A 16,453-nucleotide genomic window follows, 5' to 3' on the forward strand; every position below is an offset into this window, starting at 1 on the left:
TTTATATAAAAATCCCCGGATTAAAATTCACATTTTAATCCGGGGATTTTTGGTTATGGGCGGGGACTTATGTCCCAGCCCCGTTTCATTTTAGAAGCTCTCAGGTTTATAAAGGTTCCTGTTTTCCAGAGGGAATATCCGTTCCGTAAACATGCCTTCTTTAGTGTTTTCCAGATGTTTATCCATCATCATCATCCGTGCATCGATATTGTCGATGAAGTGCAGGATTTCCGCCTCCTTCAACATCGGCACTTTCGGTGAACCGTACTCGAGCTTGCCGTGGTGCGAGAGGATCAGGTGCTTCAACAGCAGCACTTCCTCCCCTTCAATCTCCAGTTCATCTGCAATTTTGGTGATCTCCTCCACTGCGATGACGATATGGCCGATCAGGTTGCCTTCCGTCGTATAAGTCGTCCCTATCGGTCCGGACAGCTCCTTCACTTTACCGATATCATGCAGGATGATGCCGCTGTACAGCAGGCTCCTGTTCAATGACGGGTAGATGTCGCACAACGCTTCCGCCGTCCTCAGCATATAGTGTACATGGTATGCGAGACCGGAGACGAAGTCGTGATGGTTCGTCATTGCGGCAGGATAAGTCAAAAACTCATTCTTATATTTTGAGAGAAGCTGACGGACGATGCGCTGAAGCGCACCGTTCTCTATCTTCAAAGTATAATCCAGTATGCTTTCAAGCAGCTCATCTTCATCCATCGGCGCTTTTTCGACAAAGTCCTTCGGCTGCAGTCCGTCCTGCTCCGTCGCGAGGCGGTACATCGCGATTTTCATCTGGCGTTTATTGCGGTAGTCGATGACGTCGCCCTTCACTTTGATCAGCGTCTCAGGAACAAGGGCTTCCATATCTTCCTTGGAGACCGTCCAGAGCTTGGCTTCGATTTCGCCTGACTTGTCCTGCAGATACAGTGTCATGTAAGGTTTCCCCTGGGTGGTGACACCCTGCTGGCTTCTTTTGATCAGGTAGAAAGTTTCCACACTGTCCCCTGCTTTAAGATTTGCGATATTCGTCACAAAATTCACCTCTATTTAACTTTCTCTTTTAGTCTGATTGTCTGGCTGGAAGGTATTGCGGTGTCAAGGTTGCATGTGAAATAAAGGACCTGGTCTTTCACTTCGCTCCGCAGATAATCCATTATGATCTTCTTGCGCTCTTTATCGAAATGGACGAATGCATCATCAATGATCAGCGGCAGTTTGTAATAGCCCTGCAGTGCCTGGATCAGGCTGAGCCGGAGACTGATGTAGAGCATCTCCTTCGTCGACTGCGAGAGCTCCAGAGGATGGAAGAGCTGGCCGTTCGAATGTCTGACGGTGATGCCATTGTCATCATAGATGACATTGATGTACCGGCCCTTGGTCACAAATTCGAATATGCTCCTCGCTTCCTCGATGACAATCGGCAGACGCTCATCCTTGATCGCTTTTATATGAGTCTCGATGAGCAGCTGGATATATTTGAGCGACAGGTAATCTTCCGAGAGGCCCTGGATCAGGCTCTTGCGCATTTCATACTCATGGTTGAGTTCGCTCAATTTGCCGTCGCTTTCCAGCACTTCGATTTCCTTGTTCAGTTTAGCAAGCACTTTCTGCTCATCCTGCACCAGTTCGTTGAAATGCTCAATCTGTTTATTGATGCCCTCTTCCTCTTCTTTCAGGTCCGCAAGCCTCAGGGAAGCAAGGTCGTTCCTTATATCATAATCGAACAGCTCTTCACTCAATTTTGCATCGAGCTCCCTGAACTGCTCCAGATTCTTCCGGTATTCTTCGGCTTTGCGTGCATGATAGTAGTAGTCATCCTCATTTTCTGCATCGACATGATCGAACAGTTCTCCGATCTCTCTGCCGGCTGAGGCCACTCTTTCTTGCATGACGCTGATTTCATTTTCAAGCAGCTGGATCTGGTCGGAGAGATGATTGTAATTTGCGATATCCTCATTGAGTTCGGTGAGCCTTGAATTCACTTCATAGAAAATGGAAGCATCATTGTATGTGATGCCGAACCTTGAAATCTCAGCCTTCACTTCACGTTTGAACGCCTGCAGGCTTCTGATGACATTATCCTTCTCGACGCTGTGCCTGTTGATCTGGTTGCGTTTTTGCTTGATATCGCGGATTGTATGGATCGCATCCACAATATATTTGTTTTCGATTTCAGGATTGATTTTAAGTTTCCGCTTCACTTCCAGAAGGTCGGTGTTCAGACGGTCATGTTCGGTTTCTTTCATCGCGAGTGTCTCTTTCAATTCTTCGATCTTCACATTGAGGGAAATGCGTTTCGATTTCAGGGTGCGCAGATCCATCTTCAAATCCCTCGCATCATTCAGGTCGAAATCGATATCGTGTGCCTGTTTGATTCCTTCAATTTCGTCTCTCAGTTCCGCCACTTCATTTTCATAATCGGTCCGGAGACTCTCCTCCTCTTCCCTGTTCGTCAGGAAGAGTATGAGGAGCGCCGCCAGGCCGATTGCCGTGAACACCGTTCCCATGACCAGTGCGGAGTTGATGAAATAAAAGATCCCGATGCCGAGCGTGACCGCACTGATGGCGAGGACGAGGAAGGTCTGGTTCCTCTTTGCACGGTTGCGTTCCCGCTTCTCCCTCTCATATTCCTTTTCAATGAGCTGGAACATCTTGCCCTTTTCTTTAAGCTCGATCTCCTTGTCCAGCACTTCCTTTTTGACCCTGATGCGCGCATCACTGATCTGGGCCGCCTCAAGCTCTGTGATTTCCTGGTCGAGCTGTCTGATGTCGGATTTGATATGTTCAACCTCGCGCACGAGATATTGCTCTTCGAGATTGACCTCGTCCAGTTTGGCAAGCAGTGCCTGCACTGATTCCCGGACGATGTTCGAGTCATCCACTTCGAGATGCTCACTCTCCCAGCCGATGTCTTTCTGCAGCTGGACGATTTCGTCTTCGAGGGTTCCGATTGCATTGGTGAGGCGGGTGACTTCCAAATTCTTCTGTTTAATGTCAGGCTCCCGGGACTTGAGTGCCTCGAGATATTCAATATCTTCTGGCGCAGGCAGTTTGATCCGGTTGATTTCACTCTTCAATGATTTCAATTTTTCCAGACGGAGATCGATATCCTTAGCCGCCTGTTCGTAGCTGTTTTTCAATGACTCGTATCTTTCGATACCTTTTTCAGGGAATGTGGGGGGCGCGACATTCAGTATGCCTTCAAGCGCCTTCCATTCTTTTATATCTCTGTGATACATGATTTCTTTCATCTTCTGTTTTCTAACGCTATCCAGCTGGTGCAGCGCATCCCGTTTGGCACTGATGCTCTCTTCATACTTCATCTGTTCAGTCGTCAGATGATTATAATTCGATTCCTCTGCTTCAAGTTTCCGGATCTTCTCGTTGATCTCGCGGAGTTCGACCAGTTCCTGATTGATTTTCGGATTGATCCCGTTTTTCTTATATAAATCCTTCAATTCCTGATCGATGGCCGAGAGCATCTCGTCATATTGATGGGAGCCAAGCGCCCCTGCACGGAGCAGATACTCCTGGAGTTTGTCTTCAGTCATATTCTTATGGATATCCTGGAGTCCGAGCACATCGAATGAAAATATGGAGCGGTATGTCCGTTTATCGATGAAGTTCATCTTCCTGACGAGCCAGTCTTCACTGCGTGAAGAACCGTCATTCAAGTATATCTTCACGTCGCCCTGGACTTTATTGCCTTTGACCCTTTCTATCTCGACCGGGCCTTCGCCGTCTTCGAAGTCGACGGTGAGTTTGCCGCCGTACATGTTGTGCATGCGCGGCTCGCGCCTCGGTTCAGCTTCTTTCCTAGTCGGAAAGCCGAAGAGGACAGAGTGGATGAATGACTGCATCGTGGATTTGCCCGCTTCATTTTCACCGAATATCTGGACGAACTGATGGGGTGTCCTGATCTCGGTTTCTGCAATCTTCCCGTAACCGTATATATTTAATGATAGAATCTTCATCTTTTCACTACTTCCTCATCAGCATTTTCAAACGCTCTTCGCCAAGCTCCAGATAGTCTTCTTTTTCCAGTTCATTCATCGGCGGCAGCAGACGGTTGATTTTCGGGTCCATGTACATGCTGTTCAGGGCTTCCTTGAATATTTCATCATTGTCCGAATAACTTGCTTTTATGTCATTCAGTATTGCCGTCTGGTCCTGGTTTGCATAATCGATCGTCAATGAATCGATCCATATGAAGTCCTTCACATCCTGCTCATCCTCATGGAGCAGCAGAAGAAGTTCATTATAATCCGCTTCCGCCAGTTCATCATCCCCCTCGTGATGGAGCGTCAGCTGAATGATCTTCTTGCCGGCCTCGCGCAGCCGTGATTTGAATTCAACGATGGCCTGATATACATCATGCTTATCCAGGGCCGGCATATCAAGCGTGTATTCTGCAAAAGTGATTTCATGGACAGGGACGAATGTCGTGCTGAGGAAGACCTCATCCCCTTCGACAAGGAGAAATCCTTTATCGCCGTACTCATTCCTGTTACGCCCCTGTATATTCCCGGGGTAATGGATCGGCGGGAGGTCCGAGAGCTGTTCCCTGACATGGATGTGCCCAAGCGCCCAGTAATGGTAGAGCTTGCTGTTGAGCGTCTCCAGGTTGAATTCCGTATAGCGTGCCTGCTTATGGCTCGAGTTTGCATAAGTGCCGTGCAGTATGCCGATATGGATGCCCTCATTCAGATCATTGACCGGATAGTCATCGAGCTTGTTTTCATATGTATCGTCAAGGAAATAGCTGAAGCCGTGAAGGAAGATGCGTTCACCCTTCGAGCTCACGGATTCGAATGTCTCCACCTGCTCCTTGAAGACACTCACGTTGTCCGGCCACTTCGTCTTCGCCTTTTCGGTGAGCGGATCATGGTTGCCGTGCAGCATATAGACGAATATGCCGTTATCCTTCAGACGTTCAAACTGCCGCTTCAAAAACGTTTCGGATTTCAGGGTGCGGTTTTCCTTGTCGAAGACGTCACCGGCGATGATGATGAAATCCACCTGTTCTTTGATTGCAATATCGATCATTCTTGTCACGCTTTTATATGTACTTGAGATCAGATCCTCGAAGATGTTCTTCGGCATCCTGGTCCGGGATTTGAACGGACTGTCCAGGTGCAGATCCGCACAATGTATAAATTTGACCATCAATTTCACCCACTTTGCTTTATATGTTCATACACAACCAGTATACCAAATTTCAAAACAAAAGAGGCCTAAGAATAGACCTCTCAATGATTAATTTTGGTTGTTGATTCCGTACAATTCTTCGATCGGTTTCATGATGACACGATTCAAGTCCTGAATCAGCTGACTCATGTTCTGTTCAGCTTCCATCAAAGCTTTGATGTTCTCATCATTTTCTATTTCCGCAGCTGAGCTCTGTGCCTTCTGCACGTCTTCTTCAAGGATTTCCTCGCCCTGCATCTGCTTTTGCTGAAGCTCCATCTGCACCTGTCTGAATTCATCAAACAATGCCTTGGATTCAGGGTTGCTGTTCACTTTCCCATAAAGTTCCTTCATATTGTTGAATTCATCTGATTCTCTTAATGCACTCTCGAGTGCATTGGCCTGATCGTATACATTTACTGACATCATAAAACTCCTTATTTTTTTGATGTGTCTACTGTAACATATTCTTTTAATTTATAACAACACTACAACGATGCCCTGGAACAATCCGATGACCGCCCCCAGGATGAACCCGAGCAGCGTGATCATCTGGAACTCTTTTTTCGCAACATCCATGACAAGATTTTCAATGTGGGCAAGCTCAAAGCTGTCTATCTGCTTCTTGATCACTTCGGCAAGCTGAAGTTTATCCATAATCCTGCCCATATTGTGGGCCAGATAATTGATGGTGTTGTCTTTCAGCGTATACTTGCCGCGCTCTTTGAAAGAGTCAAAGAATTCCCTGTTGAATTCAATGATCGGCTTATCCAACAGACTGCGCACGTCGATGCGCGCCTCCAGTGCACTGCTGATGCTTGTGACGAGCCCGTCCTTGTCATCCTCGGACAGGAAGTCATTGACCGGCCTGCCCTTCACCCTCCTGTACTCTTCGATGATGAACTTTTCCATGATATCCACCATTTTAGGATGATGGATCAATTTCACAAGCTCTTTTTGGATATTCAGGGTGATGCTCTCTTTCGTCATTAAATATTTCAGCGTTTTAGCAAGCCGCCCTCTCTTTTCTATGAACTCATCCGTCATCGTGTACAGATCTGCGTAGCCTTTGTCGGAGGTCATATATTCTTCGAGTTTGCGGGTGAGCTGGGGCTGGAGCCCCGCCACTTTCATGTCGATCGTATGCATGGCATCTCGCGGCATAAGGTCCTCTATCTTAGATATATAAAGTTTTTCACTTTCTTCCGATATCTTCTTCTCAAGTTCTGCATTGAATCCCCTGATCACTTTCTCACTCAGGTCCGGATGCAGCCGCTCAAGGAAGTAACCGATGCTGAGCTTCTCCTCTTCGATCGTGCTGATCTGCCTGTCGATGAAATTCATGATGAACCGGTCCGTTTCGGGACTTTTGACTTTATTTATGAAAACATCCGGTGTCAGCAGATGACCGGTGATGATCCTGCCGAGCTTCGTCGAAGCTTCGCTCCGACGGCTTGGTATGACGCCCGGTGTGAACGGCAGCTTGATGCCGAATAAATGCTTCGCCTCATAGGGGCGGAACAGCATCCTGATGGCAAGCATGTTCGTGAAGCCCGCAATCAATGATCCCGTCACCACCATGAATATGATCAATCCAATTGTATTCATCCACTGCCTCCCCTGCCTGATCTCTTTCTTCACTTCGCAATAATACCATAAAAGCATCCGATTATTGAAAAAAAAGAGCAAAGCGTCATGCGCTTTGCCCTTCATTTATGGGACCACAGAGTTTATACCGGCTGAAGATCCGTCTGCTTGTTGAAGAACGTCCTGATTTCGCGTTCGATGTATGAAGCATGCACCGGCTGGTTCTCGTCGTTCAATACTCTGTATATTTTATTGCCTTTGTTGAATTGAAGTTCATAGCCACTTCTTGTTTCAAGTGTTTCCCAGTACACTTTCTCGCTGTCGTAAAGCGGATATACACAATGGCCTCTGGATATCACCTGAGCGAGTTCCAGCGGATCTCCGGAGAATGTATTGGTCAATACTTCACTGTTCCTGAAAAGTGCACATAAAGAAATACATGTCGTCCAATTCGGCAAAATACGCTCTTTTTCGATCTGAACCAATGTCTTCTTTGATAATCCAATCGTGTGGCTCATAGAGTCCTGTGTGTACCCGGCTTCGGTACGCACCATCTTGAACTTGGACTGTAAAGTTTCTATAAAAGCTTGCTTATCCATTTTAAACACCCTTTCAAAAATACAACGGCCTATCGCTGCCGACGATAACGTTAAAAAACTACACTTAAAATATAATAATATAAATTTACCAAAAATAAAAGAGTATACAAGATAAGTTCAATAAGTGTTCACTTATGGAAATCTTATATACTCTTATTATTATACCACTTTTCCATATAAAGTGTAATATTATGCTTGCTTCGCCGTCTCCGCCTTCTCCTCTTTCCTCGTCATCTGCTCATTCAGCACGACGGAGATCGCTGCATCACCCGTGATGTTCACGGCTGTACGGGTCATATCGAGCAGCCGGTCGATACCGATGATGATGCCGATGGCTGCAGGGTCGAGGCCGACCGCGGTGAGCACCATCGCAAGCATGACCAGGCCGACGCCCGGGACACCCGCCGTTCCGATGCTCGCCACGACCGCAATGATGACGACAGTGATCATCTGCATGATGGTGAGGTCCACCCCGGACAGCTGTGCGATGAAGACCGTCGCCACCCCCTGCATGATCGCGGTGCCGTCCATGTTGATCGTCGCACCGAGCGGCTGGACGAAACTGGATACACCTTTCCTGACACCCAGGTTCTTCTGCGCAGTCTCCATCGATATCGGCAGTACAGCACTCGATGACGATGTACTGAATGCGACACCCATCGCCGGTGCGAAACCTTTGATGAACCAGATGAAACTACGTTTCGCAAGGAAGCGGATGGCGCCGCCGTAAACGAATAAGAAATGTATGAACAGTGCGAGCAGCACACAGACGAAGTACATGCCGAGCTGCTGGATGGCACCGAATCCGGCCTGGACGAAAGCCGTCGCTACAAGGCCGAAGGCACCGATCGCTGCGAAGTATTTCATGATTGCAAGCACGATCCACATGACGACTTCATTGGCCTCTTCGAACAGCCTGATCAGTCCCGGCACTTTGTCTTTCACGGCAATCAATGCGATGCCGATGAATATCGCAAATGCGATGATCTGCAGCATATTCGCAGTCCCCATCGCTTCGATCACGTTGGTCGGGATGATGTTGATGATCGTCTGGTCGAATGTCTGGTTGATCGCTTCACCGGTCTCTCCTTCAAGCTCGGTTTCACGGTACTCCTCCACTTCGGATGAAGAAAGAAGTTCTGATTGGCCTTCACCCGGCTGAAGCACGAGCGCGACGATGATCGCGATTGAGATGGCGATGGCGGTCGTCGTCAGATAAAATGCCAGCGTCTTGATGCCGAGACTGCCCAGGGTCTTCGGATCCCCGACACCGACCACGCCGAGCACGATGGAAATGAATACGACGGGGACGACCATCATGAATATCATGCTGAGGAACAGCTGCCCCACGACATTGAATATGTACTGATCGATCCACTGCACCCAAGCCTCGCCGGACATTGGGCTCAAGATGGAGCCGATGATGATGCCGGCAACCAGCCCGATGACAATATATAATGTTAAACGGTTACTTACTTTCATATTATTCCTCCCTGATGCGTAGTGAAAACACTTCCAAATTATACAGCGAAACAATTTTTTTAACAACTGAAACTTTTACAAATCCCGTCTCACCGGGCTGCAGGCGGATTTTGAGGGAGACGTCCCTTATTCATCGGCCGGTTGGAATTACATTTCCGATAACCTCTATATGTAGCTGCATCAATAAAGGCACCGTCACTGAAATGACGGCGCCCCGGAACATCAAAGTTTCACAAGATTATATTTGATCGCATAGATTACAGCCTGTGTACGGTCTGAGACTTCCAGCTTGTTCAGAATATGGCTGACATGCGTCTTCACTGTCTTCTCACTCACATAAAGGGCCTCCCCGATCTCCTTGTTGGATTTGCCCTTAACGATCTCCTTCAGCACATCTATTTCACGTGCGGATAAGGCATTCCTTTCATGCGGCAGGTTTCCGGTATTATCGATGATCTTCAATATGTTCGGATGGATGACCTTCTCACCCTGGATCACATCCCTGATGGAGGAGACGAGCTCCTCCGCTTCCATCTCCTTGATGATGTAGCCGTCCGCCCGTGCCTGGAACACCGGCCTGATATATTCCTCGCTCGTGTAGCTCGAAAGTATGAGCACCTTCACCTTCGGATAATCCGCCTTGATCATCCGGGTGAGCTCGATGCCGTCAATCTCCGGCATGACGAGATCCAGGAGTACCAAATCGACTTCCGCGTGGTGTTCCTTCAAGTATTCGAGCGTTTCCCTGCCGCTGCCGAAATCTTCGAGCACATTGATGTTCTCGGTGGTCGACAGCAGGAATTTCATGCCTTCCCTCACGATATGATGATCGTCCGTGATGATGACGTTATACATATGCTTCACTCCTCAATCGGTACAGTGATCCTGACGACTGTACCTTCATCAATTCCTGTATCTATATCCAGCTCGCCGCCGAGTTTCCTGATGCGTTCCCTCATGTTGCCGAAGCCGTAGCTCGTCGCCCTCTTGTTGCGCAGATCGAACCCGGCGCCCCTGTCCGTCACCGTCGTGTAAAGTTTTTTATCCCGTACGGTCATTTTGACATCCGCCTCTTTTACACCGGAGTGTTTCATGACGTTGTTCAGGCTTTCCTGTATGATGCGGTAGAGCTCGATCTCTGCAGCGTCGCTGATGCTGTAGAAGCCTTCCAGTTCGATGTTGACCTTGACCCCGATGAGTTCGCTGTACGATTCGATGGCATGCAGTATGCCGTTCTCAAGCCCGATCGGCTTCAGCTGCCATATCAGTGCCTTCATTTCCTTCATGGCGTGTTTCGATGTATTTTCGATGGAGGTCAGGGCATCGTCGATCTTCTCTGCATCAGAGAGGGATTTCGCCGCATGGGACGTGATGCCGATGGAAAACAGCATCTGGTTCACGGAATCATGGAGGTCGCGTGCAAGCCGCTGACGCTCCTTGATGACGACACTTTCCTTCTCCTTTGCGGTCAGTTCGATCCTTTTCAAGGTCGATCCGATCTGGAATGCCACCGATTCGAGCAGTGCGAGCTCGTCCTTGTCGAACTCTTCACGGTCCGGGCTCGCCACGTTCAACAGACCGTAAGACTCGGAGCCGGATATGAGCGGCATGGTGGCATGGTGGGTGATGCCTTTATTCTCCCCCGGGAACTCCAGCTGGGCCTTTTCAAGCCTTGAACAGACGAAGATGTTCGTCGCCGTCCTGAGCTGGCCTTTATGGTAAGCCCGGACACACCAGCAGCTCCCGTCATCCAGGTAGTGGCAGTCCCGCTTTTTAAGCGAAGGCGGAAGCCGGTAATGGGCAGCGAGTTCATGTTCACCCTCATCATTGATGAAGAAGATCCAGCCGGTATCGAATTCAGTATGGTCGATGAGTTCGCGGAGCGCACCGTCCAGCATCGTCTTAAGATCGGTCTCTTCATTCAGGAACTCTGCGATATCTTTCAATAATTTTAATTTACTCTTCATGGAAACACCCATATTCATTTCTGTTGTAATCAATTTGTAAAAATATTGATGGCAAATGATCCCCTGCATACTATAATATTATATTATGTAACCAAGTAAAGAAAGTAAGAGGAAGGTCGTCCATATGAAAAACAACAAACTATTCATGCAGCTGATATTCCTTGTCTCATTGATTGCGACACTCGGTTCCCTGTATTTCAGCGAAGTCAGGATGTATCTTCCCTGCGAGATGTGCTGGTACCAGCGGATCATCATGTATCCGATCGTGCTCATATCATTCATCGGCCTCATCAGGAATGATCTGAATTCAAGGATTTACGTCAGGGCGTTCAGCGGCATCGGCATCATCACCTCCGCCTACCATTACAGCCTGCAGAAATTTTCGTTCATCGCCGACAGTCAGCCTGCTTGCACGGGTGTCGACTGTACTGTACAATATATAAATTGGTTCGGCTTTATCACGATTCCGTTTCTCGCACTCATCGCATTCATACTGATCTTTACAATGTCATTTTTAATCAAAAAATAAAAGGAGTTATCATTGAATGGGAAATAAAATATTTTACGGCATCATCGCAGCAATCGTTGTTGCATTCATCGCAATTTTCATCGTCATGAACAACAATTCATCCGAGCCTGACCAGCTGAGCGACTCGGGCTACTACCCTTATACGGATATGGAACCCGAGGCACTGAGCGGTCCGACGATCGACGCACTGGATAATGAGGATTACCATTATAACCAGACGCCGGCTGAAGTCGCAGGTGCCATCGAGGACGGCGACGGCCAGTACGTCTACTTCTGGTCCCCTACATGTCCACACTGCCTGGAAGCCACACCACTGCTTGTGGACGCTTTCGAACAGGCGGATGAAGACCTGATCCAGCTGAATGTCCTCGAGTACGAGGAGCCTTGGAGCACATACGAGCTTGAGGCGACACCGACACTCATCTACTTTGAAGATGGGGAAGAAGTCGAAAGAATTACCGGGAATCCGGGAGACGTTGAAAGCTATGAGTCATTCATCGCTGCAACTTCAGGAGAATAATTGATGAAATTCACAGTGCATGAAAATTTTGACGGCCAGTCCCTCGAAGACGTCTTAAAGACGCTTCACTTATCGAAAAAGGAACTTCATCTTCTGCGCATGTCAAAAGATATCGAAATCAACTCGGAGAAGAAGCCTTTGAACACCGTCCTCCATACGGGTGATGCCGTAGATCTCCCGGCGGCGGAAGAAAAAAGCCAGTACAAGCCGAGTTACAGGACATGCGAAGTATTGTACGAGGACAGATATCTCGCCCTCCTCTTCAAGCCTCGCGGCGTCAAGACACATCCGAATGAAATGCACGAAACGAACACATTGATGAACCATGCACTCTATACGCTCGATGTGGATTATCTCGAACCCGTCCACCGTCTCGATCAGGAGACGAAAGGCGTGATACTGGTGGCCAAGCACCCATACGTCAAAAAGATGCTTGATCATATGCTGGCTGAACGCGAAATCAAGCGCGTCTACATCGCAAGGGTCGATACGAAGAAACGTCTGGAGCCCCAGACCATTTCCGCACCGATCGCCAAAAACCCGAAAGAAAGAAATAAATACCACGTCACCCCGCGCGGAAAAGAAGCCGTGACGAACATCATCAAATCCAAAGTGACGGATGAGTACTGTGAAATCGAACTGGAGCTTGAAACCGGGCGCACCCACCAGATCAGAGTCCATCTTGCGCATATCGGGTTTCCCATCATCGGAGATCCGTTGTACGGCGGCTCGACACTGAGGGATCTGCAGCTGTTCAGCTATAAGATGTCATTCATCCATCCGATCCTTCAGAAAGAATTGACCATCGCACTGGATAAAGATGAATTATAAATGAAAAAGCCCTTTGAAATCACAATGATTTCAAAGGGCTTTTTTTATGGTGCCGCATATCAGTTGCTCTTCTTGAATCTGTTCCTGATCCGCGTCAGCAGATAATTTTCCTTATGTTCTATCTGTTCACGGTTCACTTTCAGCGCACGGCGCATCAGTTCTTCCTGCGCGCTGAGCAGCGGCGCATCATTCCTCACATATGCGTAAGTGCCGTCCGGCTTCTGGTAGCGTGCTTTTTTATTGTCTCTCAAGTACAGTGCGTTGATCTCCTTCAATTCTTCGATGAACCTTTCATCATTCACCGGGAAGAGGATCTCCACACGCTTGATCATGTTCCTTGTCATCATATCCGCAGAGGATAAAAACATCTTATCCTGTCCGTTATGGCGGAAGTAATAGATCCTTGTATGTTCCAGGAACCTGCCGACCACACTGATGACGCGGATATTTTCACTCACACCGGGAATCCCTGCCTTCAGACAGCATATGCCGCGGATCACGAGGTCGATCCTGACGCCTTCCTGTGATGCGATGAGCAGCTTATCAATGATCTTCTTATCGGTAAGTGAGTTCATCTTGGCGAATATATAGCCGTTGCCGTGCGCTTTATGGAATGCGATTTCCTTGTTGATGTAATCATCGAACAAATCCCGGATTTCAAAAGGTGCCACATGCAGCGATTTGTATTCGGGTTTCAGTGAATATCCGCTCAAGTAGTTGAAGAAGTTGATCGCATCGTCGCCGATATCCGGATCTGTCGTGATGATGCCCATATCCGTATATTGCTTCGCTGTGGAGTCGTTGTAATTGCCCGTCCCGAGATGGACGAACCTGACCAGCTTGTTCCTCACACGCTTGATGACGAGTGTGATCTTGCTGTGCGTCTTCAAATAGTTCATACCGTAGATCACATGGCATCCTGCATCCTCGAGCTCCTTCGCCCAGTGGACGTTGCTCTCCTCATCGAACCGCGCCTTCAATTCGACCAGCACCGAGACCTGCTTGCCGTTCTCGGAAGCTTCCTTCAGGGCGGCGATGATCGGTGAATCGCTCGATACACGGTACAACGTCTGCTTGATCGCGAGCACATCCGGGTCTTCCGCCGCCTCTTTGACGAAATCCACGATCGGCTGGAATGACTCGAACGGATGGTGCAGGAAGATATCTTCCTTCAAGGCGCGCTCATACACATCGTCCGTACCGAGGAACTTCGGGGACTGCGGTTCGAACGGTTTATAGATCAAATTCGGGTATCTCCCCTTAAGGTTCGAGACGAACTCGAAAAGGAAAGTCAGATCCAGCGGCCCGTCAAACTTATACACATCATTTTCACCGAGGGAGAGCTCCTCCATTAAAAATGAGCCTTTGATCGCACTGTCCCCGCCGCTGTCGATCTCGAGGCGCACTGCTGCACCTTTCGTGCGTTCCTTGAGGAACCTTTCGATTTCGATCAGCAGATCCTGTGCCCCCTCCTCATGGATGGTGAGGTCGGCATTCCGCGTGATCCTGAATGCGAATGTCCTGTCTATTTTGTACCCTTTGAATAATTTGCCGACATTCCTGATGATGATGTCTTCGGACAGCACGACGTATGTCCTGCCGTCATCATGGAAAGTGTAGAACCGTTTGATGATTGTCGGCAGCTGCACGATCGCCGTCTGATCACCAAGCTCATTCGACAGATTCACGAATATATTGATCTTTTTATTCATCAGCTTCGGGAAAGGCCGGTATGCATCGATGCCGAGCGGCGTCAATGAAGGGAAGATTTCTTCGTCGAAGATTTTATCCGTCTCCGCTTTGAATCCATCAGGCAGATCTTCCGGCTTTTTGAAATAAACCCCGTAACTTTCAAGTTCATCTTTAAGGTCGTTGAAGATGCGGTACTGGGCTGTGCAGTTTTCCCTGTTCAATCTGCTGATGTTTTCAAGCTGCTCACCCGGGGTCATCTTCGTCTTATTTTCAGGCTCATGGTAATTCATCTTCACCTGGTCTTTCAGCCCGCCGACCCTGACCATGAAAAATTCATCCAGGTTGGAACTGGTGATTGCGAGGAATTTGAATCGTTCGAGCAATGGATTATGGTCATCGATCGCCTCTTCCAGCACTCTGTAATTGAACCTGAGCCAGCTCAGTTCACGGTTATCATAATATTCCCTGTTGTCGAGTTTGTATTCCACGGTCATCCCTCCAATCACCATTATATCGTTTTAATGTTAAGCTTCTATGAATTTTATCGCCAATTTCTTATCGAGTATCTTCTCGATATGCTTCTTCTGTCTTGATGCCTGATATTCCTCGGCGATCGGGTCACCCTTATACTTGATGGTGAGCAGATACTCATCATCATGCTCTTCAAGATACAGGTCACTGACGATGTTCGTATGCGAGATATTGAGCGCATTCGAAAATTTGAGTATGCTCCCGAGATCGAGCAGCAGTTTGATGTCCTCGTCATCAAACCAGCCCACGTCCTCTGCATAAAATTTAAGGAGCGTCTTGTTCTTGAAGCTTGCAATCAACGCAAGCCGCACCCGGTCCCGGTGGACGATGCCGTTGATGTTGCTGTTGGCGAGCAGGTAGAATGTATGCTGGCTCGTCGCATCCCGGTCTATGAAATCACCGAGATAGAATATTTTAGCCGCGTTCTTCAAAAGGTATTTGTCATGCTTCGATATCGTGAGCAGATCATGGCGGTTCAGTTCATGGTAGATGCGCTCCGTGATTTCAGTCCGCTTCTCGGAGGTTTCCGGATTCAGCTTGAAATCATTGGCGAGCTCGCTCATCGCATCCTCGTAGATCTTATATTTGTTGAAGGCATACGGCTTCTCCTTCGCTATGATGGACATGGCGAGACCTTCACGCAGGCCTTTGCGGCTGAATTTGAATTCCTTCGCATCGACGATGTCGTAAAGTGTCTTGAAGACGAGCAGGCTCGGCAGTATGATGTCACTGCGGTCCCTGCTCAGACCGTCGATATCATCCAGATCTTCACCTTCAGTATTCATAAGGATATCCATGACACCTTCAAGGCCGTCACGCTGAAGGGAATAACCGTGCACACCGGCGATCGGATAATTGATCATCGACTGATGAATCCGGGCGACGTTCCGGGCACTGCCGCCGATCGCAAGGATGGGAACGCGCCTTTTGGCCAGCCATCTGACCTTTCCAAGTTCCTCTTCAATATGTTTTCGTGCTTCTTTGATCGCACCTTCGTCATTATGGGCTTTTCCTTCAAAGAACATTTCCTGGAGCGTCACCACGCCGTAAGGGATACTTGTGGAATAGATGAGTTCTTTATCTTCGAAGAAAGTGAGCTCCGTGCTTCCCCCGCCGATGTCGATGGTGACTGCGTCATGGGTGCTGATCGTATGGGTGACTGCATGGAAGCCGTAATAAGCCTCTTCCTTGCCGGAGATCACTTTGATGTCGATATCCAGGTCTTCTTTGACACGCTTCACAATATCGTCGACATTTGAAGAATTCCTGATGGCTGCAGTGGCGACGGGATACAAGTCTGCCACATCATACTTGTCGGCAATCTGCTTGAAGCTGTGGAGTATATTCACCAGAAGTTCGATCCCCTCTTCTTCCATGAGACCGTCTTCAGTCACGTAACCCGCGAGCCTTGCAGGCGTTTTTATATTCTGGATCTCTTTCAGACCCGTCTCTTCGGTATACTCGAACAGAACCAGCCGTACGGTGTTCGAGCCTATATCTATCAAGCCTATCCGTTTCATAAAAAGTTCAC

The 16,453-nt window shown here is 48.3% G+C and carries 14 protein-coding genes; 3 read left to right on the forward strand and 11 right to left on the reverse strand.

The window, feature by feature from the left end; translation table 11 throughout:
* Positions 1 to 90 precede the first annotated feature (90 nt).
* The 9 genes from yhaM to LPW40_RS13270 form a co-directional block, all read right to left on the reverse strand.
* Complete coding sequence (yhaM, locus tag LPW40_RS13230; protein WP_230822724.1) at positions 91 to 1,029, reverse strand: 3'-5' exoribonuclease YhaM; 939 nt, start codon at positions 1,027 to 1,029, stop codon at positions 91 to 93.
* Positions 1,030 to 1,040: 11 nt separating this feature from the next.
* Complete coding sequence (locus tag LPW40_RS13235) at positions 1,041 to 3,971, reverse strand: ATP-binding protein (RefSeq protein ID WP_230822725.1); 2,931 nt, start codon at positions 3,969 to 3,971, stop codon at positions 1,041 to 1,043.
* Between the two features lie 7 nt (positions 3,972 to 3,978).
* On the reverse strand, positions 3,979 to 5,163 hold the full coding sequence (locus LPW40_RS13240; protein ID WP_230822726.1) for a metallophosphoesterase family protein: 1,185 nt from the start codon (positions 5,161 to 5,163) through the stop codon (positions 3,979 to 3,981).
* Positions 5,164 to 5,253: 90 nt separating this feature from the next.
* A complete protein-coding gene (locus LPW40_RS13245) occupies positions 5,254 to 5,610 on the reverse strand; it encodes a YlbF/YmcA family competence regulator (RefSeq protein ID WP_097039534.1) in 357 nt (118 codons plus the stop codon).
* A 51-nt stretch (positions 5,611 to 5,661) separates the two neighbouring features.
* Complete coding sequence (locus LPW40_RS13250) at positions 5,662 to 6,792, reverse strand: DUF445 domain-containing protein (protein WP_230822727.1); 1,131 nt, start codon at positions 6,790 to 6,792, stop codon at positions 5,662 to 5,664.
* A 122-nt stretch (positions 6,793 to 6,914) separates the two neighbouring features.
* Positions 6,915 to 7,370: an XRE family transcriptional regulator XdrA gene (xdrA, locus tag LPW40_RS13255; RefSeq protein ID WP_230822728.1), complete on the reverse strand. Its 456-nt coding sequence runs from the start codon at positions 7,368 to 7,370 to the stop codon at positions 6,915 to 6,917.
* 189 nt (positions 7,371 to 7,559) lie between these two features.
* Positions 7,560 to 8,852, reverse strand: coding sequence for a dicarboxylate/amino acid:cation symporter (locus LPW40_RS13260; RefSeq protein ID WP_230822729.1), 1,293 nt, complete (start codon positions 8,850 to 8,852; stop codon positions 7,560 to 7,562).
* A gap of 222 nt (positions 8,853 to 9,074) precedes the next feature.
* Complete coding sequence (locus tag LPW40_RS13265; protein ID WP_230822730.1) at positions 9,075 to 9,707, reverse strand: response regulator transcription factor; 633 nt, start codon at positions 9,705 to 9,707, stop codon at positions 9,075 to 9,077.
* A 5-nt stretch (positions 9,708 to 9,712) separates the two neighbouring features.
* On the reverse strand, positions 9,713 to 10,819 hold the full coding sequence (locus tag LPW40_RS13270; RefSeq protein WP_230822731.1) for a GAF domain-containing sensor histidine kinase: 1,107 nt from the start codon (positions 10,817 to 10,819) through the stop codon (positions 9,713 to 9,715).
* 124 nt (positions 10,820 to 10,943) lie between these two features.
* On the opposite strand from LPW40_RS13270, the gene LPW40_RS13275 reads away from it, so the two are divergent.
* Genes LPW40_RS13275 through LPW40_RS13285 form a run of 3 tightly spaced genes read left to right on the forward strand, consistent with a single transcriptional unit; the run spans position 10,944 to position 12,699 of the window.
* The gene (locus LPW40_RS13275) at positions 10,944 to 11,348 is read left to right on the forward strand and encodes a disulfide oxidoreductase (RefSeq protein WP_230822732.1); all 405 of its coding nucleotides are present in this window, start codon (positions 10,944 to 10,946) and stop codon (positions 11,346 to 11,348) included.
* 16 nt (positions 11,349 to 11,364) lie between these two features.
* Positions 11,365 to 11,868 carry a thioredoxin family protein gene (locus LPW40_RS13280; RefSeq protein WP_230822733.1) on the forward strand — a complete coding sequence of 168 codons (504 nt, stop codon included), beginning with the start codon at positions 11,365 to 11,367 and terminating at the stop codon, positions 11,866 to 11,868.
* 3 nt (positions 11,869 to 11,871) lie between these two features.
* Positions 11,872 to 12,699 carry an RluA family pseudouridine synthase gene (locus LPW40_RS13285; RefSeq protein ID WP_230822734.1) on the forward strand — a complete coding sequence of 276 codons (828 nt, stop codon included), beginning with the start codon at positions 11,872 to 11,874 and terminating at the stop codon, positions 12,697 to 12,699.
* A gap of 59 nt (positions 12,700 to 12,758) precedes the next feature.
* On the opposite strand, the gene LPW40_RS13290 is transcribed toward LPW40_RS13285, so the two are convergent.
* Positions 12,759 to 14,885, reverse strand: coding sequence for an RNA degradosome polyphosphate kinase (locus tag LPW40_RS13290; protein ID WP_230822735.1), 2,127 nt, complete (start codon positions 14,883 to 14,885; stop codon positions 12,759 to 12,761).
* 30 nt (positions 14,886 to 14,915) lie between these two features.
* The gene (locus LPW40_RS13295; protein ID WP_230822736.1) at positions 14,916 to 16,442 is read right to left on the reverse strand and encodes a Ppx/GppA family phosphatase; all 1,527 of its coding nucleotides are present in this window, start codon (positions 16,440 to 16,442) and stop codon (positions 14,916 to 14,918) included.
* Positions 16,443 to 16,453: the final 11 nt, after the last annotated feature.

Origin of the sequence: Salinicoccus halitifaciens, from assembly GCF_021026095.1 — a bacterium.
GTDB classification, from domain to species: Bacteria; Bacillota; Bacilli; order Staphylococcales; family Salinicoccaceae; genus Lacicoccus; species Lacicoccus halitifaciens.